The sequence below is a fragment of the Methanolobus sp. WCC1 genome (assembly GCF_045690315.1).
GTDB lineage: Archaea > Halobacteriota > Methanosarcinia > Methanosarcinales > Methanosarcinaceae > Methanolobus > Methanolobus tindarius.
Genome location: NZ_CP146979.1, coordinates 2956295 through 2980374, shown reverse-complemented (window position 1 = coordinate 2980374; position 24080 = coordinate 2956295). Strand labels below are relative to the sequence as shown.

22 protein-coding genes are annotated in these 24080 nt (G+C 40.5%); 12 read left to right on the top strand and 10 right to left on the bottom strand.

Features of this window, described 5'->3' with window-relative positions; all coding sequences use genetic code 11:
* The first annotated feature begins 6 nt into the window (after positions 1-6).
* The 4 genes from V7O61_RS14160 (at position 7) to V7O61_RS14145 (ending at position 3105) form a co-directional block, all read left to right on the top strand.
* Positions 7-495 (top strand): bifunctional nuclease family protein, encoded by a 489-nt coding sequence (locus V7O61_RS14160; protein WP_407283254.1) that lies wholly within the window; start codon positions 7-9, stop codon positions 493-495.
* Positions 496-577: 82 nt separating this feature from the next.
* A complete protein-coding gene (locus tag V7O61_RS14155; RefSeq protein WP_407283255.1) occupies positions 578-1285 on the top strand; it encodes a DUF1614 domain-containing protein in 708 nt (235 codons plus the stop codon).
* A 139-nt stretch (positions 1286-1424) separates the two neighbouring features.
* Positions 1425-2576 (top strand): XRE family transcriptional regulator, encoded by a 1152-nt coding sequence (locus V7O61_RS14150; protein WP_407283256.1) that lies wholly within the window; start codon positions 1425-1427, stop codon positions 2574-2576.
* 19 nt (positions 2577-2595) lie between these two features.
* Positions 2596-3105: a DUF4411 family protein gene (locus tag V7O61_RS14145; protein WP_407283257.1), complete on the top strand. Its 510-nt coding sequence runs from the start codon at positions 2596-2598 to the stop codon at positions 3103-3105.
* Here V7O61_RS14145 and V7O61_RS14140 read toward each other — a convergent pair.
* From V7O61_RS14140 to hsdR, 4 genes are read right to left on the bottom strand one after another with little or no spacing between them, the layout of a single operon-like run.
* A complete protein-coding gene (locus tag V7O61_RS14140) occupies positions 3102-3770 on the bottom strand; it encodes a hypothetical protein (RefSeq protein WP_407283258.1) in 669 nt (222 codons plus the stop codon). The genes V7O61_RS14145 and V7O61_RS14140 overlap by 4 nt on opposite strands.
* Positions 3771-3824: 54 nt before the next feature.
* The gene (locus V7O61_RS14135) at positions 3825-5489 is read right to left on the bottom strand and encodes a restriction endonuclease subunit S (protein WP_407283259.1); all 1665 of its coding nucleotides are present in this window, start codon (positions 5487-5489) and stop codon (positions 3825-3827) included.
* On the bottom strand, positions 5486-6934 hold the full coding sequence (locus V7O61_RS14130; protein WP_407283260.1) for an N-6 DNA methylase: 1449 nt from the start codon (positions 6932-6934) through the stop codon (positions 5486-5488). Before V7O61_RS14130 ends, V7O61_RS14135 begins: the two co-directional genes overlap by 4 nt.
* A 29-nt stretch (positions 6935-6963) precedes the next feature.
* Positions 6964-9252, bottom strand: a complete 2289-nt coding sequence (gene hsdR, locus V7O61_RS14125; RefSeq protein ID WP_407283261.1) for an EcoAI/FtnUII family type I restriction enzme subunit R — start codon at positions 9250-9252, stop codon at positions 6964-6966.
* A 133-nt stretch (positions 9253-9385) separates the two neighbouring features.
* On the opposite strand from hsdR, the gene V7O61_RS14120 reads away from it, so the two are divergent.
* Positions 9386-10594, top strand: a complete 1209-nt coding sequence (locus V7O61_RS14120) for an ISL3 family transposase (protein ID WP_023843742.1) — start codon at positions 9386-9388, stop codon at positions 10592-10594.
* Between the two features lie 200 nt (positions 10595-10794).
* Entirely contained in the window at positions 10795-12624 is a 1830-nt protein-coding gene (locus V7O61_RS14115) for a PAS domain S-box protein (RefSeq protein WP_407283262.1), read from the top strand.
* Positions 12625-12645: 21 nt separating this feature from the next.
* Here the strand turns inward: V7O61_RS14115 and V7O61_RS14110 are convergent, their stop codons facing one another.
* The 6 genes from V7O61_RS14110 to V7O61_RS14085 all read right to left on the bottom strand — a co-directional run bounded on the left by V7O61_RS14110 (position 12646) and on the right by V7O61_RS14085 (position 17562).
* Complete coding sequence (locus tag V7O61_RS14110; protein WP_407283263.1) at positions 12646-13170, bottom strand: GNAT family N-acetyltransferase; 525 nt, start codon at positions 13168-13170, stop codon at positions 12646-12648.
* Between the two features lie 68 nt (positions 13171-13238).
* Entirely contained in the window at positions 13239-14108 is an 870-nt protein-coding gene (gene speB / locus V7O61_RS14105) for an agmatinase (protein WP_023845345.1), read from the bottom strand.
* A gap of 42 nt (positions 14109-14150) precedes the next feature.
* Positions 14151-14534, bottom strand: coding sequence for a translation initiation factor IF-5A (locus V7O61_RS14100; protein WP_023845346.1), 384 nt, complete (start codon positions 14532-14534; stop codon positions 14151-14153).
* Positions 14535-14683: 149 nt separating this feature from the next.
* Positions 14684-16477 (bottom strand): aldehyde ferredoxin oxidoreductase family protein, encoded by a 1794-nt coding sequence (locus V7O61_RS14095; RefSeq protein ID WP_407283264.1) that lies wholly within the window; start codon positions 16475-16477, stop codon positions 14684-14686.
* Positions 16478-16843 (bottom strand): methylated-DNA--[protein]-cysteine S-methyltransferase, encoded by a 366-nt coding sequence (locus V7O61_RS14090; protein WP_288069674.1) that lies wholly within the window; start codon positions 16841-16843, stop codon positions 16478-16480.
* 2 nt (positions 16844-16845) lie between these two features.
* Positions 16846-17562, bottom strand: a complete 717-nt coding sequence (locus V7O61_RS14085; protein ID WP_407283265.1) for a matrixin family metalloprotease — start codon at positions 17560-17562, stop codon at positions 16846-16848.
* 109 nt (positions 17563-17671) lie between these two features.
* On the opposite strand from V7O61_RS14085, the gene V7O61_RS14080 reads away from it, so the two are divergent.
* The 6 genes from V7O61_RS14080 (at position 17672) to V7O61_RS14055 (ending at position 24076) form a co-directional block, all read left to right on the top strand.
* Positions 17672-18490 carry an HAD family hydrolase gene (locus tag V7O61_RS14080; protein ID WP_288069671.1) on the top strand — a complete coding sequence of 273 codons (819 nt, stop codon included), beginning with the start codon at positions 17672-17674 and terminating at the stop codon, positions 18488-18490.
* Positions 18491-18739: 249 nt separating this feature from the next.
* On the top strand, positions 18740-20350 hold the full coding sequence (gene atwA, locus V7O61_RS14075; RefSeq protein WP_023845351.1) for a methyl coenzyme M reductase system, component A2: 1611 nt from the start codon (positions 18740-18742) through the stop codon (positions 20348-20350).
* Between the two features lie 8 nt (positions 20351-20358).
* Positions 20359-21927 carry a methanogenesis marker 3 protein gene (locus tag V7O61_RS14070; protein ID WP_407347496.1) on the top strand — a complete coding sequence of 523 codons (1569 nt, stop codon included), beginning with the start codon at positions 20359-20361 and terminating at the stop codon, positions 21925-21927.
* 2 nt (positions 21928-21929) lie between these two features.
* Complete coding sequence (locus tag V7O61_RS14065) at positions 21930-22364, top strand: methanogenesis marker 6 protein (protein ID WP_407283266.1); 435 nt, start codon at positions 21930-21932, stop codon at positions 22362-22364.
* Positions 22365-22373: 9 nt separating this feature from the next.
* On the top strand, positions 22374-22838 hold the full coding sequence (locus V7O61_RS14060) for a methanogenesis marker 5 protein (protein WP_023845354.1): 465 nt from the start codon (positions 22374-22376) through the stop codon (positions 22836-22838).
* Positions 22835-24076: a methanogenesis marker 15 protein gene (locus V7O61_RS14055; RefSeq protein ID WP_023845355.1), complete on the top strand. Its 1242-nt coding sequence runs from the start codon at positions 22835-22837 to the stop codon at positions 24074-24076. The genes V7O61_RS14060 and V7O61_RS14055 overlap by 4 nt, the downstream gene beginning before the upstream one ends.
* Positions 24077-24080: the final 4 nt, after the last annotated feature.

The window sequence follows — 24080 nt, the reverse complement described above, 5'->3', positions numbered from 1 at the left end:
GATATATTGCTAAAAGGGAAGGCTGTTGTAAATAACATGGACGCTGCAACCAATATTAAGGAAGTTACCGTAAAGGGAGTTTACATGATCAACATCTTTGGGCGAGCTGTGCCTGCTGTGATGCTTGAGGATGATGATGGAATGATTATGCCGATTCATATCGGGCAGTCTGAAGCCCTGTCTATCAATTCGGTTTTGAAGAATGAGACGATGCCAAGACCCATGACACATGATCTTATTGTTTCTGTGCTTTCAAGACTAGAGGCCGAGGTTGAGAGAATACTGATAGATGAGAAAAAGGACAATATCTATTATGCCAGAATGACCTTGATTAAAGAAGGAAACAGGATGGAATTCGATGCAAGACCAAGTGATTGTATCGCAATTGCACTCCGAAATGATGCTCCTATCCTGATTAGTGAAGATGTGTTTAATGAGGATGCTATCAGTAAGGAGAATTTCACTGGTTCTAAGGCGATCACAGGATTTACCTGATCTTTTATTTGCCTTTGAATATCTTTTGCTTTTGTAATCAAGACCCACAAAAAGTATATACTGATAATTAGGACACTATGCTATGAGGCATCGGATATTCTATAATCCTTTAAAATTGGTTTTCACCATCATATTAGCCTTTGTGCTGGCGTTTAGTATTTCCGTGCTCTTTTACGGGCTGGTTAGCAGCGCTTTCAGCAAAATCGGATTCTCATGGAACGATGCTCTTATCCTGCTTCTCGCATCCCTTATTGGAAGCAGTATCAATATCCCTCTCAGAACTCTTGAAACTGAAGTCCCGATTGAGAATAACAAATATGTGAAGATTTTTGGAGTTTCATATCGGGTGCCTTTCAAGGAAACTCACAAAACCAGGACAACAGTAGCTATCAACGTAGGCGGTGCCCTGATACCAACTATTGTTTCGGTCTACCTGCTTGGACTTTTCCCGGATTCTTCAGTTTATGTTCTCTACGCAACCCTGATGGTTGCCATCATCACAAAATCGGTTGCAAGACCTGTTAAAGGTGTGGGAATCGTTTCTCCCGCACTCCTGCCACCGGTTGCAGCTGCTTTGAGCTCCATTGTTGTGGTCTACACCACTGGCATCCAGCATGACCTCATCTTCGCAGTAGCCTACATCAGCGGCACTTTAGGTACTCTGATAGGAGCCGACCTGCTGAATATGCGCGCAATCACAAAGCTGGGTGCGCCTGTGGTCAGTATTGGCGGCGCTGGGACTTTTGATGGAGTTTTTTTGGCCGGGGTAATTGCGGTGTTGTTGGTTTGATGATTAAAATCAATAACATACTTTTATATAAAAGTTGGGACTAATTCAAAAAATATAACTATAAGCTCATCAATCTCAGACCGGAATTGCACTTAAATTCATTTACTAATAACGACATTTTATAAAATAGGGACTCTCGATGCTCAAATACGATAAACAGATACCTGTTAACCCGGAAGTTTTCCGCTGGTTAAGAGAAAGTTCAGGATGGACTTACGGAGATATTAGTGACAAGTTAGAGGTATCTGTGAATCAGGTTGAGGATTGGGAAAGTGGAAAAAAGTCTCCAACTATTGATAATCTGAAGGTTCTGGCTAAAGAATACAAAAGACCTCTGGCGGCTTTCCTGTTGTCTGAACCGGGAGAGAAACAGGCACTCCCAACAGATTACAGAAAACTGCCTGATGGTTCATACAGTTTATCAAAGAAGAGCCTTTTTGCTATCAGGAAAGCTCGTAATATGCAGACTGAAAGTGCCGAGCTTATGGAGAATCTTCGGCAGAACGCGGATGCAGATGTAGAATTTGCAAATCTGAAAGATGACCCGGAAATTGTTTCTTCCGTTGTAAGAGAAAGAATGAACATAACTCTTGAGGTACAGCGCAAATGGAAAAATCCCTATGATGCGTTCAATATTCTGAGAGAGATCATTGAACATCAGAATATACTTGTATTCCAGCTTTCTGCTGATTTGGACGATTTCAGAGGATTCACACTGATGGATATTAAACCATTTGCTATTGTTGTTAATTCCTCAGATATTATTCAAGCCCGCTTATTTTCACTTCTTCATGAATATGCACATATTCTGCTAAATAAGCCTGCTATGTGTATTCCGCATGAAGGGGAGATTGGTGTTGCCGAAAAAGGTGAGAGAGAAAAGATTGAAGCGTGGTGTAATTGTTTTGCGGCTTCTTTTTTACTCCCGGCAAATGTTATTGAAGCTGATTTTGCTAAGTTTGGAATGGAAAACTATGGCAAGATAGCAAGACGGTATAAAGTGAGTCTTTCAACCACTTTAACCCGGCTGGTCGCTCTTGGTCTGATATCCCAGAAAGAATACAGGTTTGAGATTAACAAACTTCAGGCTGCTGAATCAAATGGTGAAGATGAAAGCAAAAATGGTGGTGTGGGCGAATCTTCGGCAAAGAAGGCACGCCGTGAGAAAGGAGATTCATTCGTTTCGCTGGTTCTTGAAAATTCACAGGCTGGTTACATAACAAGCAGTGAAGCTCTGAATTATCTGGATGTCAAAACAAGACATATGAAAGAGTTAACCGAATCAAAATAAAACGTGAGTTGTGGATAGTATGGAGAGGAGTGTTTTTTATGTTATTGATACCTCTTCATTGATCGATATGGGTAGAAATTATCCCATGTCCATTTTCCCTTCTTTCTGGAGAAAGTTCGAGGAACTTATTCATCATCACCGAATTGCTGCACCTGATATTGTCCTTAGTGAACTGGAACGTCAGGATGATGAACTTACAGATTGGGCGAAAATCCACAGCCAGATTTTATTCCGTGATTCTTCGGACATGTACCTCAGAGTTATAGACATTCTCAGCGAGTTCCCAAAACTTATCGACCCAAACGATGACCACGAACAAGCCGATCCTTTTCTTATCGCTATGGCTCTTGAAATAACAGATGGCCCACAAAAATCCCTCTTCGACTGCCCTGAAGTGGTTATTGTAACCCAGGAACGCTACAACGGCAAAAGGTCAAAAAAGACAAAGATCCCACAGGTCTGCACCCATTACAATATCCCCTGCATCCAGCTTTTAGACCTGATAACAAATGAAGGCTGGGAGTTTTAAGAATTGTTTGTGTTTTCCTGACATGATGGAATTTCATCTTTAAACACTTGCCAGAGCTGTTCTAACTTAACTAAAACATCACTACAAAATTGAACGACTTCTTTTGGTTCTTCATGCATTAAAGGGACAAACATTTTTACATGACTCTCATCATTAAATTGTTCTTGACCTTCAATTTGTGCTTTGAAAACCAGATTTGCCTGGAAAAAGGTTTGTATTGGCTTGTGCTGAATTGTATTTCTTACTTCTTTTATTTCATCTATCCATTCTGAATTTTGGAGAATTAATTCATGAATCAGAGAATCCTGGAAATCCGGTAATTTTTCACGAGCTTTTTTATTCATATATTGACCAAAAGAGAATGAACGCTCTTCATTATAACCATCAACAATTCTGCATTTTAAGTCAACCATTCCATTAATTGAAGCCATGACAGAACTGATAAAAGAGTAGAATTCATACAATTCCACAGCAGCTCCTTTTTCATATGAAATAGCCACAGGAATACGAACTTCCATTCCACCTTTTCCAACTATATTCCTAAGCCCAGATTCATCAACCTCTGGCTTATTCTCCATTGATAATTTATGTTCCAAAATATTGTAGTGATATCTGGAACTATCAATGAAAAACTCAATCGTATCAGTTCTTTCTTTAATATTCATGTTATCATAATCTATACTAGATTTTCTGATGATTTGCTATGTAAAAATAAAATGTCAGGTTAAAAGCCCATTAACCACAGCTTCCATCAACCTCTCCCCATCCTCCTGCGCCTGCCTTATGTCAGATTCAAGCCGGTCGCAGAGTTCCATTAGTTGGTCAACTTTGGCTACGATGCGTTTTTGTTCTGCGAGGGGTGGGAGTGGTATTAAAGAATGTTTCAATTTTGTACCGTTAAAGTTTGCTTGTCCACATTGTTGCGTGATCTCCGGTTCAATTTGTGTTTTTCGGAAGTATTCAGCGTTCATAGCATTATTAACAAAATCAGGGTTCACATAATCATAAAGCAAAGACATTCGTATTAAGTATGAAGCAAAAGTGTATTCCTTGTCATTTCCTTTGAATATACCAGTTTTTCCAACCAATTCATAACTGTTAGTTCTATTGAAAAGAAGATCATTGTTTTTTAAGAATAAGCGAGGAAGGTCTTTAATTTCATTTGGAACATACTTTAAGTTGTCATATGAGATTTTTCCTTGATTGATATTGTTCATTCTTAAAACAGGAACATCTGAATCGTTTGTTGATGCTTTATGTGAAGTACCATATTCTATAATCTCTGAAAGAACATCTGCTCGTGTCCACCTCCAGTTATTTGGAACTTGGTAGGGTATTTCATGTCCCTCAACAATCGGTGAGACTTTGGATTTCTTAATCTTCTTTTCCTTCACCAATCTCTCTTTCTCATCCCTAATCTTCTCCAACAAAACCTCAGCAGGCTCATCCTCATCATCCTGCTCCACAAGCTTCCCCATCACCGCAAGCTGCAAAATAGCCTGCCTCAGTTTCTCCACGTTTTCCAGATTATCATACAGTAACCCGAAATTATCACATACGAGCCGCCAGTTTTCTGCAAACTCCCCCGGGCTGCCGGCATCAAGCATCTTGTTGAGGGCTGCGTTGTTGAGATTAACACGGTTTTCATGCTTTTTTTGTTGCAGGGATTCAAGCTGGTCGCAGAGTTCCATGAGCTGGTCGACTTTAGTTACGATACGTTTTTGTTCTTCGAGGGGAGGAAGTGGAATAGAGATAGATTTTATCTTCTTTGAGGACAGATGTTTTACAGTTACATAAGAAGTACTAGAATGAATTCGATCCAATTTATCTTGCAAAATATAAAGAATATAATCAGGTTCGATATCATCAGACAGATTAATAAGGCGACATACTCGCTGATTCAAAAGTGCAACTTGACCTTGCCATTTATGAATTTCAAATTTACCATCCATCCCTATTAGATAATCTCCAGGATATACTAAGTACTCATCATCATACTCGCCAGTGTATCTTACAGTTGTTTGTTTTTGGTTTAAATCCCGGATACGAATTAATGGAACTCCGTCCTCTGATTCCGAAAATAGACTTGACTTGAAAGCATGTCCATTCTGAACATCTAGAATCTCATCTAAACTACAAATCAACCAATTTTCTGGTATATGTCGCATGAAAAAGACATCATCCAAATCATGTTCCGTCATTTTTCTTTGTAATTTTTTATGATGGAGTCTTTCAGATAAAACTTCCGCAGGCCCATCATCAGGATTCTGCGGTGCGAGTTTACCCTGAACTGCCATTTGCAGGATCATTTCACGCAACTTCGGGATGCCGTTGGGAGTTTCTGCAAGCAGGGAGAAATTTTCAAAAAAGGAATAGGAGTTCATGCGTTCTTTCCCTCAAGGGCTGACATGAGTTCTGCTTTCAGGGAGTTGCGGGTATCTTCGATCTCTGAGAGAAGGGCTTTGTAGTCTGCAAGGAGTTCTTCAGGGTCGCCGTGGTCGATGTCTGTGACGTGAGGGTTTTTGATATCGAGATTGTAGTTGTTGGCTTTTATCTCATCTATAGTGACCTTCCAGGCAAACTCAGTTTCCTCGCGGTTTTCCCACCATGTTTTTTCGGGTTTGAACTCCTGTATTCGCATGGGTTTAGTCTTGGAATATGACTTGTAGCCATCGGGGTATGGGTGCTCGTAGTACCATATCTCTTTGGTTGGCTCACCTTTTGTGAAGAAGAGCAGGTTTGTCTTGATGCCTGTGTAGGGATTGAAAACACCATTTGGCAGGCGTACAATAGTGTGCAGGTTGCACTCTTCAAGCAGTTTCTCCTTGATGCGGGTCTTAACACCTTCACCAAACAGCGTACCGTCTGGGAGAACTATTGCACCACGTCCGTCTTTCTTGAGCAAGTGAGTGATAAGAACAAGGAAAAGGTCAGCAGTTTCCCTTGTCTGATAAGAACCCGGAAAACCGGATTCAATTCCATCTTCCTCTGTACCTCCGAATGGCGGATTGGTGATTATCACATCCACCCTGTCAGATGGCTTGTAATCTCTCAGAGGTCTGGCAAGGGAATTATCCCTCTTTATCTGTGAGGGATTCTTAACGCCATGCAGCATCATATTAGTAACACATAAAAGGTGCGGAAGTGGCTTTTTCTCAACACCATGAATGGATTTTTGCAGAGCTTCTTCATCTTCAACCATCTTAACCTGCTTTCTCAGATGGTCAATGGAAGAAGTAAGAAAACCACCAGTTCCACATGCAGGGTCAAGAATGCTCTCTCCGATTTTCGGGTCGACCATCTGCACCATAAACTCAGTAACAGCACGGGGTGTGTAGAATTCTCCGGCATTTCCCGCACTTTGCAGATCCTTAAGAATCTTCTCGTAAACATCTCCGAAAAGGTGCCTGTCATCAGAACTATTGAAATCAATATCGTTTATCTTATTGATAACCTGACGTATCAATGTACCATTCTTCATGTAGTTATAGGAATCCTCAAAAACATCACGAACCACAAAACCACGTGGATCAGAATCAGGCGTGAACTGAAGCTCTTTCAGCGTCTTGAAAAGGTCATTGTTCACAAAATCAAGAAGTTCCTCCCCCGTAATTCCCTCCGGATCCTTCGCCCAGTTTCTCCACCTCAGACGCTCAGGGACAGGAGACTCATAGCCATCCTCAATCAACTCATATTCTTCTTCCCTGTCATCATAAATCTTAAGGAAAATCATCCAGACAAGCTGACTTATACGCTGTGCGTCTCCGTCCACACCAGCGTCTTTTCGCATTATATCCTGAATACTTTTAATAGTGGTACTGATAGACATCGTTTTACCTTCATCCCGCGCTTACTACATTAAGCTTCAGCCATGTATAATTGCGTTTCCATATCCGCAACCGCTTCAAAAAACTTCTGCTTGCCCCCAAACAGCTTCACAATTTCAATAGGAGTTCCAAGCTCATTTAACGGTTTCACCCTCAGAACATCCATATCCTCAAGGTTTCTAATCCCTTCATCCGCATACTTATCCAGAAGAGCATTCAAAACAGCACGGGCTTTATCTCCGTATTTCTCAAAATACCCGTTTTTCTTAACATTGCTCGCCCTCTCCTTTCGGCTCAGTGGCGGCCTGTCAAAAACCACATGACAGATAAGATCAAAAGGATCATATTCCCTTCCAACTTCCTCTGCAAGAGCATTCAGCATTAATCCTTTGTCTTCTAATTCCTGAATAATTGCCATCTTCTTGCCACTTTCACTCCAATACTTCAGGAACATATCAAGAGATTCAAATTCATCAAGCAGTGTCTTACGTGTATAATCTTTAATGGATTCAGTTATCAATTTACCATCAGAACCATAATATTGAACCCTTTCAGCAACAATTGAAACTCCTACATCGGAAACTTTATAGGGCTTAATCTTCTGCCCCGGCAGATCAGGTTTTAGAGGAACATCTGCCTTTCCTTCAAAAATATCAACCGGTTCACCATCAAAATCAGGGTCAGCAAATAATTCCGTAGCCTTCTTGAAATCCATAATCGTGAAAAAGAGCTTATCGTATTCCTCATGGATACGGGTTCCACGACCAATTATCTGCTTAAATTCTGTCATTGACTGGATTCTCTTATCAAGCACAATGAGCTTGCAGGTTTGTACATCAACCCCAGTCCCAAGAAGCTTAGAAGTCGTGGCAATTACAGGATATTTACTTTCAGGAAGGATGAAATTATCAAGTTCGTTTTTACCTTTCTTCTCATCTCCAGTAATCCTCATCACATACTTACTTTCATCCACAAGATCAGGATTTTCATTAATAATAGCCTGCCTCATTCTTTCAGCATGAGAAATGTTCTCACAGAAAACAATGGTCTTATCATAACGATTTGTAGCTTTAAGGAACTCTGTAACCTTCCGGGCAACGATCTCAGTCCTCTTTTCCAGAACAATTTCCCTGTCAAAGTCCTTCTGATTATATATCCGGTCTTCAATTTCCCTGCCATACTTATCTAATTGTCCCTTTTCAGGTCTCCATCCCTGTAAGTCTTTATCAAGATCAATACGAATGACCTTGTAAGGAGCAAGAAAACCGTCCTCAATACCCTGTTTTAGAGAATAAGTGTAAATCGGCTCACCAAAATACTCAATATTAGAAACAGTCTTGGTTTCCTTTGGTGTGGCCGTCATTCCGATCTGAGTTGCAGAATCAAAATACTCCAGAATCTCCCTCCATGCTGAATTTTCATCAGCACTTCCACGGTGACATTCATCTACAACAATAAGATCAAAAAAATCCTTTGAAAACTGCTTGTAGATGTTCTTTTCCTCTTCACTACCCGTTACAGCCTGATAAAGGGAAAGATAAATCTCATAGGATGTATCCACCTGTCGTTTTTCGATTCTTGTCATAGCATTGCCAAAAGGCTTGAAATCTTTAGTTTTAGCCTGATTGGCAAGAACATCTCTATCAACAAGGAAAAGGATTCGCCTTTTTGCTTTCGATTTCCATAATCTCCAGATAATATGAAATGCAGTATATGTCTTTCCAGTCCCAGTGGCCATAACAAGTAGAATACGGTTTTGCCCTTTGGATATAGCTTCTATGGTTTTGTTTATTGCATTCACTTGATAATAGCGCGGAGTTTTACCGCTGAAATCGGAATAATAATCCTGATCAATTGAAACACCTTTAATCTCGTCAATATTCTTCCATTTACAGTAAGAATCCCATAATTCATCAGGAGATGGAAAACTGTCCAATGAAAGTTCTTTTTCTACAAACTCCGAGTTTCCTGAAAGATCATGAAAAAGAAAAGCATCCCCATTGGAACTAAAAGCAAAAGGCAAATCCATCATCTGAGTATAATCAAGTGCCTGTTGCATCCCTTTTCCAACTTCATATTCATTTTTCTTAGCTTCAATTATAGCCAGAGGGATGTTTGGCTTATAGTAAAGAACATAATCCGCACGTTTTCTTGTTCCACGGGAAACAGTTTGGCCATCGACAATAACTCTGCCATTTGTGAGAAAAACTTCTTCACGTACCTGAGTATGCAAATTCCAGCCTGCCTTTTTAATTGCAGGAGTGATATACTTTGTACAGATATCTCTTTCACTCAGACTTCGTTTATCAATATCAGTCATTGTCTGTTCCCTGAACCCACTGAGAATACTTTATGAAATACTTCATAGATAAAAATGCAATTAGCATATAAAAAATGGATCTCCTCAACATTGAGTGGGTAATTTAATATTCTGTTCATCCAATCCATATTGGATGGACGATAAACTCTTGATTCAAATGGCTCTGGGAATAACCCCTCCATGGTATGTGAAAGACATTGATCTTAATGTTTCTAAGAAAAGAATGGATATTTATCTAGATTTTACCAAGGGAACGAAGTTCCCTTGCCCAGTTTGCAACAAACTGTGTGATCTCCATGATACCAAAGAAAAAGTATGGAGACACCTTGATTTCTTCCATCATGAAACATACATTCATGCACGAGTTCCCCGAACAAAGTGTGATGGAGATGATGTAAAACTTGTAGAAGTTCCATGGACAAGACAAAATACTGGATTTACATTATTTTTCGAAGCACTAATCGTTGCAATGTCCAAAGAAATGAGTGTTTCTTCAATTGCTGAATTGATCAATATTCATGAAAATTCTGTATGGATAATTCTAGCTCATTATGTTGAAGAAGCCAGAGCAAAGATGGATCTCTCTGAGTTAGATACTATTGGAGTAGATGAAATATCTGTCAAAAAAGGTCACAGCTATGTGACCTTGTTCTATGATCTAAATCAATCAAGAGTAATTCATATTGAAAATGGAAAGAAAAGAAGTGTTTTCAAGAACTTCAGGGAAGTTCTTTCCAGAAAAATAGACCCTGATAATATCAAGTATATTTCAATGGACATGTATCCTGCTTTTAGGGGTGGAGCAAGGGAATATTTCCCAAATGCTAAGATCGTTTACGATAAGTTCCATATTGTCAAAATGATGAATGATGCAATTGATAAGGTTCGAAGAAAGGAGTATCAAACAAATAAAGATCTGGGTAAAACGAGATTCATGTGGTTGAAAAATCCTGAAAATCTATCGGATCGGGAAATAGCTAAGATTCGATCAATCAAAGATTTGGATACTAAAACAGCAAAAGCTTACAGATTTAAGCTTGGACTTCAACGTCTGTGGGATATAAAAAATATAGAGGTAGCGAGGGAATATCTTGACAAATGGCATTATTGGGGAACACATAGCAACATCAAGGAAATTATCACATTGGCCAAGATGATTAAAAGAAATTCTCATGGGATATTGGAATCAATCAAACAAGGTATCAGCAACGGTGTTGTTGAAGGATTGAACAACAAAATTAAAACTGCTTTTAAGAGATCATATGGATTGAAGACTGAGAAGTGTAGGAATACAATGATATTCTTGATGGCGGGTAAACTTCGTTTACCCACACGATGTTAAAGAGAACCATTTTTTTAAATAATGTCATATAATATCAGCTTTCAATTGCATTTTTATATATGTTCTATACATAAAACATACTTGTTCTTTATTATAATTTTATATGGACTGATATTTCTTTGAAACATGTAATATTTAATATCAGGAATGGGTCTGATAAAAGAAGCTCATTCACTAATATTATTAAAAAATATTTCGATGTGGTTGAAGTAAATCCATGTAATTCCATTATGGCAGAACTTGATACATTAATACCAGACCTTATTGCAATTGATGTATCTTCCTGTAAACAGGACGCTTATCAGATATCTCAGCAGGTAAAGTTCTCCGGCAAATATTACTTTATACCATTGGTATTTGTTGATTCTGATTTCTCTATTGAAGATAAAGCGAGACTCATTGAGTCAGGAGCAGATGGTTATTTAGAAGAGCCATTTTATATGGATACTACAATTTCCTATCTGGAAGCTCTTATCAGCAAGGGACAGAGCCAAAAAAAATTGTTTTCAAGTCAGGCAAAAAATCAGGTACAAAAATCCAATTTTGCTATTCATGAACCTGAATCCTTTTATTGTGATGATGATTCTCTTTTCAAAGATACTTCTCAACAATCGGCAGTAGGTATTTTCTATACGACCATGGAAGGAGATCTCCTGAAAGTAAACGCCCGTTTTTGTGAGATCGTAGGTTATACACAGGAAGAACTTCTCTCAATAAAATCTATGGATATCACATACCCTGATGAGAGTGAAACCGAAGCTAAAATGCTAAAAAAAATGCTTGACGGGGATATTGATTCATTTGAGATCGAAAAAAGATACATTCACAAGTCCGGATACTTTGTGCATGCTTTGGTTCACGTAGATATCGTCTACAATAGTAAAGATGTTCCATATTACATTAGCAGTGTGCTTGATATAACCGATATACGAACATCTCAGCAACGTCTTAAGAGAAGTGAGGAAAAATACCGTACATATGTTGACAATTCACCACATCCTATTTTTGTAACTGATATATTTGGTATGGTTCTTGATGTGAATCCAGCTGCATGTTCTCATACAGAATATTCTGCTGAAGAACTCATGGGTATGAACATCCTTGATCTATGTAATCAAGAATCTATGTCTGAAACTACAGATTATTTTTTGAGGGTGGAGACAGAAGGTGAAGCTTCTGGTGAGTTTTTATTCACAAAAAAGGATGGTACTGATTTCTATATGCAGATAGAAGCGGTAATGCTGAATGGCAATAAACTTCTGGCACTTTGTGTGGATACAACTGTGCGCAATCTTTCTGAGAAAATGTTAATGGATGCAAAAGTACTTGCAGAACACGCTTCAAATTCAAAAAGTGAATTTTTGGCTAATATCAGCCATGAGCTGCGCACTCCTCTTGATATAATAATTGGTTATACTGATGTATTGTTAAATGAGCTCTCTGATAAATTAAACGAAGAACAACTAAAATATTTTTGCCGGATTAATGAAGCAGGTTCTAACCTTCTTGAAACAGTAAACTCTTTGATATATGTTGCAGAGATTGAAGCTGGAAACTGCGAACTCGATATTATAAATTTTGATTTGAAGCCAATGGTCGTTGAACTTGAAAATATATTTCGTCCAATGGCTTCCAAAAAGAACGTTATGATTGAATTTGAGATCGGGACGGGTCTTGAATGTATCTTTGCAGATGACTCTAAATTCAATGCTATTCTTCATAATTTGATTGAAAATGCCATTAAATTCAATAGGGAAGGAGGATCTGTAAAAATCATTTTTGAAGATGCCGGCAATGATATTCGTGTTCAGGTAATTGATACCGGCATCGGTATTTTGGAAGATAAGCAGGAAATATTTTTTGAACCATTTGTCCAGCTTGACTGGTCACACGCACGCAGATACAGTGGCGTAGGCATCGGTCTTTCTCTTGTAAAAGGACTTGTTGAAATGCATGGTGGTAAGATTTCTCTTGTAAGTAAGGTTGGAGAAGGAACCACAGTTACTTTTACAATTCCACAAAAATTGTAATTTTACTTTTAATTTTGAAATTCATATTTGTTTTCTCATGACGATTGCATCTGACTTTTCATCGTCATCAAAAAAGCATTTTATTATCTGAATTTCGTGGAATCCACTTTTTTCATAGATTCTTTTTGCAGCATGCCAGTTTTCTGATACAATAAGGACAATGCTTGATATTTCATATTTGCTGCAAATTCTGCTTACAAGTTCTGAGAAAAGAGTATTTCCATAACCACTTCCACGATATTTTTCCAGAACTCCGATGGAAGATATGTAAAGTTCTTTCCCGTCATTTTTGTGAGTTTCAGTAATGCTGTGGCCAAGAACGAATTTTTCAGTGCCGATGTTCTTTGAATAATTCCAGAGTTCAGAAGAAATATATCCTGCGATTTCCCCGTCAATTAGCATTACAAGAAATCCTTTCTGGAATACTTCGATTCTTTCAAGGAAATTGTCACTGTTTTCGGTGATATTGGGATGGAATGAGTCATGCTCAACACACATTATTCCTTCAATATCCTCTTTTTCAGCATTCCTTATTGAAATCTTCACTGGACCACCGGAATTGATAGTAAAAATGAGTTCAAAGGCATGAATTCATGCCATGTCTTATGCAGGATTTATTTCTCACTTGCAGCGTGAGCAGCAATGAATTCCCTGAGAAGTTTCGTTCCCAGAAGTGCGCTTATCCCGTTATCATATTCCGGAGCAATTTCCATAACATCAAAACCAATAGAAATTGGTGCAAGTGCACGTATAACTTCGCGAACATCGATATCTGTCAGTCCGAAAGGTTCAGGTGTGCCAAGACCGGGTGCATACGCGGGGTCAATTGCATCCATATCAAGTGAAAGGTAGATTTTCTTACAACCGAGGTATTCCTTGACTTCTGAAATGACCTGTTTAATTCCAGTTTCACGGACATCGTCTGCAGTGTAGTATTTGATGCCATTTTCTTTGGCATAGACCCATTCTTCCTTTGGTCCGCTGCGAACACCTATTGTCACGTAGGTGTCTGTGATATCATCGCGAACGTGCCTTGAAACACATGCATGGTTATTCCTGATACCTCCGTACTCTTCCCGGAGGTCAAAATGTGCGTCCAGTACCACAAAGCCAATTTCTTCTCCTGCTTCCTCTGCACATGCTTTAACACAGGGATAGGTAAGTGAGTGTTCTCCTCCCATCATAATAGGAATCTTACCGTCTTTTACAATTGGCCTGACTGCATGGTAAAGATCCTCAAGTGTTTCGTCAACTGAAGAATAAGGCTCAAGGTTTCCGATATCGTGTATTAGCAGGTCTTCAAAATCAATGTCAAAATGCTGGTTATAGGTTTCAAAATTCACTGAGGCTTTTCTCATTGCATCAGGAGCCCAGCGACTTCCAGGCCTGAATGAGGATGTAGCATCAAAAGGGACACCGAATATAACATACTTTGCAGAATCATAGTCTGCAAACGCATCCATCATATCAGGTTTGTAGAACATAAATTCAGAAATTAAAAAAAGATAAGAAAAGTTAGGGTTCGATCATCTGAGATCGAACTTCATCTTGCCCATTGCGGTGAGGTAGGAAACCTCTTCTCCCTCAACGATTCTCTCCTTGTATTCCTCAGGAACAGTCATTTCGAATGTTGAGAAGTCGCCCATGTCCATGAGCTGTGCAATATTACCTGAAAGTGATAGTACCTGTGCGTTCTTTCTTTCGACAACAGGGACGTATGTCTTGTCAGATACCGGACCGATAATTGACCTCTTCTGTCCGTCAAAAAGTCCGATTACATCGATTCTTGCCTTTGCTGAACCGTGTTTTCCTGGTTTTGATTTGGATATGCTTTTAATGACACAGGGTTCGTCATCTACAATGACGTACTTACCCTCTTTGAGTTCTTTAATTTCAACTTGTATTTTCACTTAAAATCCTCCATAATCGTAACAATTAGTTATGAGCTTAAAAGGTATAAGGGTATAATTCTTAATGCTATATATGAACTTAACCTTTGATTCCGCATTAATCGGAGGTAATAATAGAGGAATCTAATATATATGTATTTATATCCTCTTCATTCTGCAGAACTATCTTTTCTATCTTTTTCTTCACAAATGTCGAGTTCTTTTAGTTTCTCTTCTTCCGGTATACCCTCAACATTCCATCCTCTGAAATGGTAATAGTCCAGAATAGTCTTTTCAAACTCGTTTTTGTCAATGTCACCATCATCAAAGAAAATATCGGGAAGTGTATCGTCTTTTGATTTAATTCCTGCTTTCAGGTTGAACATCCTTTCCATGTTGAATATTCTTTCACCTGCCTTGAGCAGTTCTTCAGCAGAATAGTTCTCACCGGTAAGATTATTCAGCAGAGCGGCAAAATCAACCTCTCCTACCGCAAGCATTGTAAACGGACACAGAACCAGTGAATCAATAACAGCCGTAAGGTCCTGGAAATATAGTACAAGAGCAGCTTTTCCATCAAATTTGTCTCTCTCCAGAAGCATGGGTTTGCCCATTATCTCCGGGCCAACCATAAATGCGCTTAGATGAGAGCCACCTGTGTTTGATGTCGCATAAGCAATTGCCATTCCTTTTATTTCCCTGGGGTCATATCCCGGAATCTCAAGACCTTTCACTGCAGTGTCACACTCTTCTTTTCCAATAGACTGCAGGTAATCATGGGTACCTTTGCAAACGTAATGTGTTCCTTCTCCAATTTCTGTGGCAATTTCTTTGACTTCATCCATTGTGATCCATGGCTTAATTTCCATGTAGGCTGCGATTGCAGATCCTACTGAAATGGGGTCCAGTCCATAATCTAGACAGAGGCTGTCAAGTTCCCTGACAAGTATAATGTCATCATTTCCGATGTTCGGTCCGAATGCCCATATTGAATCATAATCCGGCACAGGCTTTCCATCCGGGTCTGTTCGTTTGCAGCCAATGGGGCAGGCGTAGCATGGTGCCTCTTTTAAATGGAATGTATTGTTTAGCTCTTCTCCTGAAAGCTTCTCTGAATTCTGGAACTTCTTTTCACGGAAGTTCATGGCTGGCAAAGTTCCCATATAGTCCAGAAGGTCAATAATCACGGAACTGCCGTACTTTTTAAGTCCCTTGGAAGCAGGAGGGCTTGCAGTCAGAAGTTTCTTTGCTTTTTCTATACCTTTTTCAAACTCATCAGGCTTTGCAACTTCTATTTTATTAGTGCCTTTGACAACGATAGCTTTGAGATTCTTTGAACCTGCAATGGCACCATGCCCGCCACGGCCGCTTGAATATATGTGATCATTAACGATGTTTGCCATACTGACTAACGTTTCACCGGCTTTGCCTATACAGGCAACCTTTCCTTTTTCCTCAAGAAGATTAGTTGTTTCAGCAGTATTTTTTCCCCAGAGATGTTCCGCAGGCAATATTTCCACTTCTTCGTCAAAGATTTTGATATACACCGGTTTTTCAGCTTTGCCTGTTATCACAAGGGCATCAATGCCTGCAAATTTGAGCTCGGCTCCAAAATAGCCACCCACATTTGTGCTGAATAATGTTGACGTAAGCGGAGACTTACATGTGATAGAAAAATGTCCGGACATCGGGACAGAGGTTCCTGTGAGTGGTCCGGTTGTGATTATAAGGGGGTTTTCAGGGCTCAGCGGGTCAAGTTCAGGGTCGGCAAAATCCTGCATAAGCCTGCATGCAAGACCACGTCCACCTATAAATTGTTCAACATAATTTTTTTCAGTTTTAGTTTCTGTTACTGAGTTGTTGCCCAGATCTACGATAACTGTTCTTCCAGTCCATCCGTACATATTTTTCCCCATATGTTTCTCTTTTTCCCCACCATCAATACATATTATCTTTTTCATCATTTATTTTCTTTTGCAGTTCGATTCCATTTCAAGCATTTGTCTTTTAAGCTCGACCTTTTCTCCACAGGTCTCACCACAAAACCCTCCAATGCCGGAAGACGAAACTACACGGTGGCAGGGTATGATTATTGGATAAGGATTTTTGGCAACAGCAGAGCCAACAGCTCTGGCCGCCCCTTCTCTTCCAACTCTGCACGCCAGTTCCCGATACGTTACTGTTTCTCCATAGGGTATTTTTCTGACTTCTTCAAGGACTTCACGCTGGAATTGAGTGAGCCCTGAAAGGTCAACTTCATAATCTGAAAAATCAATTATCTCTCCGCCAAAATATCTCAGTATGGCTTGAAAGATGGTCATGTCACTCATTTTTATCTTCCTCTGCCAGTATCTCTGAATACATCATCTTCAAGCTTTTTTCTCTGTTTCTTATAGCGAAGCCATCCTGTTCCGTGATATGAAACTAAAATCGCTGCTCCGATCAACAGAGCCAGAAGCACATAACGAGTAGAATTGAAGAGCAGTGGATTAAGATTTTCACGGCGGTCATATTTTGGGTACATAATGTCATTTCTGTCGTCACTGTGCCCAAGTCCAAGTGCGTGTCCAAGTTCATGTGCGGCTATATCTTCCATGGAACTGTCGCCGTATTGTCTCCATGCATAACCTTCATAGTTTCCGGTTTCAAGGACAATATCCACTCTTTCATATTGACCGTTTGCGATGTATGGTCTTGTAAATCCTGCGATTCCATTTGCTGAACCTGCATCCTTTTCTAGATTATCTACCCACATAATCAATATGTCAGCATTATCTACTTCAACAACCTGGAATTCGGGCTGGTAATCAAGCTGTCCGTTTCCTCCATTTTCCCAGTATGCAAGGGCATTCAGTACGTCTTCCCTGTAACTGGGGCTGTAATGCTCCGGTAAATCGGTGTCGTCAATGTAAACTGTAATGGGGCTGTGGTCCCACGGTTGTGACACTATAACAGGTTCGTTATAATCTGTATGTCGCATATCCTCAAAAGCAAGAGCCAGCAAGACAGTAACTATGAGTATTTTTATGATCAGGTTCGTTCTGCTCATTGGTATTCTGAAATTGTTTCTGTTTGCTTATTAGTTATTTGGCAGTCAGTATTGCTGTGAATTTGCAGCAAAGGAGTAAACGTATATTTGATAAGTCCTATCACAATTTATGAAAAAACGTGTTGCTGTTGTCTTTGACAGTGCCGGGACACTGTTGCATATGTATCGTGTTGCAAAGGACATGAGCGATGGCTCTGTGCTGGAAGACATACAGACAACTCTTCTTGTTGCTGAAAAAGCTAACAGGGCACTTGTGGTTATGCGCACCCGCTTTGATGATTTGTGGCAATGTTCACCCGACCTTGAGCTCAGGGAATTCATTGAGATGTATGATGTTCCTCTGGGAATAAGCTGTTCAAGCAGTCCTTTTGAGCTTGAAGATGTTTACAGTATAATTCGTGACAATACTGTGAAAATCAAAGACATCTATGACGTAGTTTCTCACGTAAAAGGACGTTGTCCTGAGATTTCATATCTGGCAGCAGGTCTTGTTGTGGATTCTCAGGAGAGTCTGATTCCTTATGTTCTTAGCACCGGTGGAAAAATGTATTCCAGTACCCTGGAAACCATTCGGACTGTAAGAGAACTTGGTGTTGATATTTTCATAGCTTCAGGAGACGACTCCCAAAATCTTCAGGTACTTGCGTCTTCACTCTCAATCCCCATGAAAGATGTTTTTGCAGTTGCCACAACACATGATAAAGAACGTATTGTGAGAAACCTGAAAAATAATCACGATATTGTTGTCATGGTGGGCGACGGAATGAACGATATACTTGCATTGAGGGCTGCTGATATTGGAATCCTTACGTCGCAGCAGGGAGATGAACGCCCCCAGGTGTTGAAGGATTCTGCAGACATTATCATAGGCAATATCATTGATGTAGTGAACATTATAAAGAATGTGGATGGTTACGTCACTTCATAAAATCAACATGTGTATCCCTTTTTTAGAAGTTAACACCGCGAAGCAGATGCGTTATGTTTATGTATTGAGTTCAATAATCCAACAGTAATTCTTTAAAAAAGACGCTAAAAACTTGTTATCAGGTCTGCATGGGTTCCAGCAGAGCTAGTTTTGTATGTAGTCTGCAAAACCGTTAAGTAATTTGAGTAGATATGCATATCATTATTAGTGAAACAGGACTCCTATGCACCCCTGGGCGGAGGAAATCAAATGGCATTATTCATTGAAGTCAAAAACCTGACACTTGAATTTGATGGTGTCAAAGTTCTCAAAGATATAAATCTAACCATAAACGAGGGAGAAGTTCTCGGAATCCTCGGTAGAAGTGGTTCTGGTAAAACAGTATTGATGCACGTCCTGCGTGGTGTTGAAGAGTACGAAGGCATTAGTGGAGAAGTAATATACCATCTTGCAAGATGCGAGAAGTGCGGACACATGGAGCCGCCAAGCAAAGCGGGACAGCAGTGTCCTGAATGTGGTGAAACTCTCAAACCTTTCGAAGCTGATTTCATTAAACTTTCCTTACACGATGGTGACAGACGTGAGATCACCAAAAGGATTGCTATCATGCTCCAGCGTACTTTCGCGCTTTATGGTGATGACAGGGTTATTACCAATGTGGTAAACTCACTTACAGAGGTCGGTGTTAACAGTGAAACTGCTGTTTCCCGCGCGGTGGAGTTACTGGAAAAGGTTCAGCTCTCACACCGTATGATGCACGTGGCACGTGATCTTAGTGGGGGAGAAAAGCAGAGAGTAGTACTCGCCCGTCAGCTTGTAAGAGACCCAATGCTTCTCATTGCAGACGAGCCAACCGGTACACTTGACCCAAGGACTGCTGATGTGGTCCATGATGTTATTGCAAAGGCAGTAAAAGACTACAACATGACAATGGTCATTACTTCCCACTGGTCAGAAGTAGTTGAAGACCTTGCAGACAAGGCTATTATTCTTGAAGATGGTGCAATTGTAAAGGAAGGTGAACCTTCCGAAGTTGCTAAAGACTTCATGCAGATGATCTGCACTATTGAAAAGAAATGTGATGTTCCTGTAGGTGACCCGCTTATTAAAGTGGACAACCTTGTCAAGAAATATATTTCCGTAAGCAGGGGTGTTGTTTACGCCGTTAATGATATCTCCTTTGATGTAAAAGAAGGAGAAATATTCGGTCTTGCAGGTACAAGTGGTGCCGGAAAGACAACAACATCTGAAGTACTAATGGGCATTGTGTCCCCAACCAGCGGTGATGTACAGGTACGCGTTGGTGAGGAATGGGTCGACATGAGAAAACCGGGTCCTGAATGCAGGGGTCGTGCTGTCAAGTACATGGGAATACTGCACCAGGAATATGGTCTTTACATTCACAGGACTATCATCGACAACCTTACTGAATCCATAGGTATTGACCTTCCATACGAGCTTGCTGTCAGAAAGGCCATCAACACACTGATTGCAACCGGATTTACTGAGGAGAAGGCAAAATCTATATTATCAAAGATGTCAGATGAGATTAGTGAAGGTGAAAGGCACAGGGTTGCACTTGCCCAGATCCTGATGAAGGAACCTAATATCATTATAATGGATGAACCAACGGGAACAATGGACCCGTTCACAAAGAAAGAGGTTACAAAATCTATTCTGGAAGCACGTGAGAAAATGGGTGATACATTCGTGATCGTATCTCACGATATGGACTTCCTGGAAGAGATATGTGACCGCGTAGCTCTTATGAGGCATGGCAAGATAGTCAGTGTCGGTGATCCAAAGACCGTTCTGGCAGAGCTTACCGAAGAAGAGCGTATGGAAGCAGCAGAAACATGATATTTTAGATATACACGGAGGAGTTTGGCACGAGTGGCGAAATAACGGTAGAGATTAACGGACAGGAACTTAAATTACCCGAAAGTTCAACTCTTGAGGACGCCATCAAGGTGTCAAACGCCCCCTATAAAAAGGGTACAGCAATTGGTATACTTATTGAGAAGGAAGATCAGAAGTCACAGGCTTCAAAAGAATATCTTGTGAAGACTTCTAAAGGTGAGTTCAAAATAGAGCTCATCGATGAATCTTCTCCTTCTTCCAAACGCTGGATTTCCATTTTTAAAGAGCTTACAGAACTTCCTGTGCGCTGGACAAACAAAGACGTACTTGCATTTGGTCCTTTCAGCACTGACATGGAACCGTCACGTGAAAAATCCGATATGGAACGGTTCACACTGCTTTTTGGTGCAGGTGGTGGCGATGCTGCAAACACTCACATTATTGTAAGCAAAACACGTCACTCAGCAGAATATGGCGCACCAGAGGAAGGTGTGTTTGCAAGACTAATAAGTGGAAAACATGTAATTTCTGATCTTGATAGAGGAGACAGAATATTATCTGTCGAACCGGTTGTTGAATGGGAAAAAGTTGGAGAACACATCTCTACTACAGATCTTTCAACAAAACTTGAAGACGGTTATCGCATTTTTACTTATATTAAGATTGAGATAGACCCTCTTGCTCCCGAAGGTGCAGAGTTCTTCTTCTCAGTAACAAGGGATGGAACTTTCCATATTGATTATCTTTCAACTTCATTTATATCCGATCATCGTTTCCAGGGTGAACTTGTAACCTATGAGAATTTCGAGGCAAGATCCACTGGTTCGGTATTTGTAAGGACCGTGGGATACGGTGCCGGAAAACTTTTCATTTCAACCGACGCCCGCACTTCATCTATCATGCATTCTGTGATAGGTCATGTTGTGCAGGGAATCGAACTTGCAAGGATTGCAGAAAAAGGCCAGAAGGTCATGCTTGAATCAGTTCCGGACCAGGTAATGCTTCTTGGAATGACTAATGCGGAAGCAGAAGCTGAAATGTCAGAGCAGGGAATTGAACTTACAAGGGAAGGCTATACCGGTGATGATGGGTTTATTGTAAAACAGTCTCCATCAACCACAATTGAGATTCTGGATGAAAAGAAAGTAACAGTACAGGGTGTTGATCCTGAGATGCTTGTAGAGATCGAACTTTATGATGATCTTGCTCCAAAGACTCTTGATTTCTTCAGGCATGCAGTGGGTCTGCAGTATAATCCGGTTGGCGAGCTTCCGGTAATGATGACTTACGAAAATACCTATATTTTCAAGGCTGAAAAGCCTGCAGAATCTTATAAGGAGATTTTCCCGGAAAACACTCCGTCCAAGACAATTGCAGGTGAGATAGGTGTTACAAACCAGGCTGCAAAGAGAGCCGGAATGATAGGTGTAAAATTAGCTGATGATGACCTTTTTGGTCCGACAGGTGAGAGATTTGGAAACACCAATATTATTGGTAAGATACTGAATCCTGAAAAACTCAAACATTTCAAGGATAACGATCTAATGTATGTCTTAGAGAGCAGCAAGGAGGAATGAAAATGGCCGAAGATAATATTGATGTCATAACAAAGCTTGTTGTTACAAGTTCTGATAGTGTGCTGCCTATCGATGCTGCCATGAAGATATACGAATCCAGCACAGATATTGTGATTAAGGAGACATGTTTTGGGACAATGGTCACCGGGCCCAGAGAGGCTGTTAACAAAGTAGTAAAAGAGATCGTTGATCTTGATAAAAATCATATTTTCGTAAAAGAGAGAGGTTTCCCTCCAGGTGATGACAGGCGATGCCGTGCTTCCCGTGGAGGAGGTTCCAGACCTGGTTTCTATTTCCTCAAGGAAGAGGCAATGATGCTCCCGGTGATAGGAAATGCGCTTGACAAATACTATGAACATGTTCCGCTTAAAGAAACAGAACACAAGAAAAAACTTGGAGTGAAAGATCTTCAGGATATAGTTGAATCCAGCTTATGAGGCAATACCATGGCTAAAGTTATCATATACCCTACAAACAGTCTGATCCTTTCTGACCTGGTGCAGAGGTTCGGTCACACACCACTGGCAATGATGGAAAAGATAAAGGAAAAGGTCACGACCGTTGGTGTTGATTCACCACCTATGAATATTACAGCAGAAGAACCAAAGCATGGTCTGAAGTACGCTGCTGTTGAAGTTCCTGCAGGTGTCAGGGGCAGGATGGCCATCGTAGGCCCCATGATAGAGGAGGCAGAAGCTGGCATCATTGTAGGAGAATCCCCAATGGCTTTTGGTTGCATGGGATGTGCCCGTACCAACGAACTTACCAAGTATCTCATAAGAAGCCGCGAAATGCCAATTCTTGAACTGGAGTTCCCAAAAGACGATGATGAGGGACAGGAATTTGTGTATAAGATTGCAGAATTTTTGAAATCACTGGATGAAGTCAAATCAGAGGAGGCAACAGAATGAATGATGAAGCTGTTGTAAAAGTGGCACTCGTATCATGCGGTTCCGAATATGCAGGCGTTCACGGAGAATTGGAGTCTGTGGCTTCAAGTGTTAATGCTAAACTTGTCTATCCTGAAATTGAGATCGATATCCTTGATGATATCGGTAAGGATTTTGGAATAGAGGCAGCAAGTCCTGATCTTCGTCTTATGATGGCAAGGGCAAAAGCTGTTGTAGAAGGCATCACGGACGTAGATGGTGTTTTTATCACATCATGTTTCAGATGTGCAGAAGCAGCAATCGTCAGAAATGAAATCCGCCGTTACATCAACAAACATTCAGAACTTCCGGTTATCAGTTATTCATTTACAGAGCGTACGACTGCAGCAACATTGCTGACACGTATGGAGGCTCTCACAACTATCGCAAGACGCAGACATCTGCTTGCAAGGGAAAAGCAGAGTGGCCTAACAGCAGGACTTGACTCAGGTTCAACAACCACCAAGGCTGTTATCATGAAGGACAATAAGATAATTGGTTCCGGCTGGGTGCCTACTATCAAAGTTATTGACAGTGCAAGGGAAGCTTTTGATCAGGCTCTTGAAGAAGCCGGAGTTAAAGAAGAGGATATCCAGGCGATCGGCACTACAGGTTACGGACGTTTCCTTATCGGTGAACACTTTGGTGCCAAACTGGTACAGGAAGAGATCACTGTCAACTCAAAGGGTGCAGTTTACCTTGCAGATTCCCAAAAAGGTCATGCAACTGTAATTGATATTGGTGGGATGGACAACAAAGCCATATCAGTCGACGATGGAATCCCAGGAATGTTTACCATGGGAGGTATCTGTGCAGGTGCATCAGGTCGTTTCCTTGATATGACTGCAAAAAGGCTTGGTGTCGATATTACAGAACTGGGTGCACTTGCGGTTAAGGGTATGGAACAGAATGTTGATATGAACAGTTACTGTATTGTTTTCGGTATTCAGTCACTTGTCAACTCCCTTGCGAAGGGTTCAACACCTGAGGATGTTGCAGCGGCAGCATGTCACAGTGTTGTAGAGCAAATTTTTGAACAGCAGCTTCAGGAAGTCGATGTTAAGGAACCGCTTATCCTTGTAGGAGGTTCATCTCTTATCGAAGGAGTTCCAAAAGCTCTTGGTGAGCTGCTCAAGATCAATGTTCTCGTACCACCGAACTCCCACCTTATTGGTGCTGTAGGAAGTGCTTTACTGGCTTCAGGATACGTGGAGGAGTAATTCT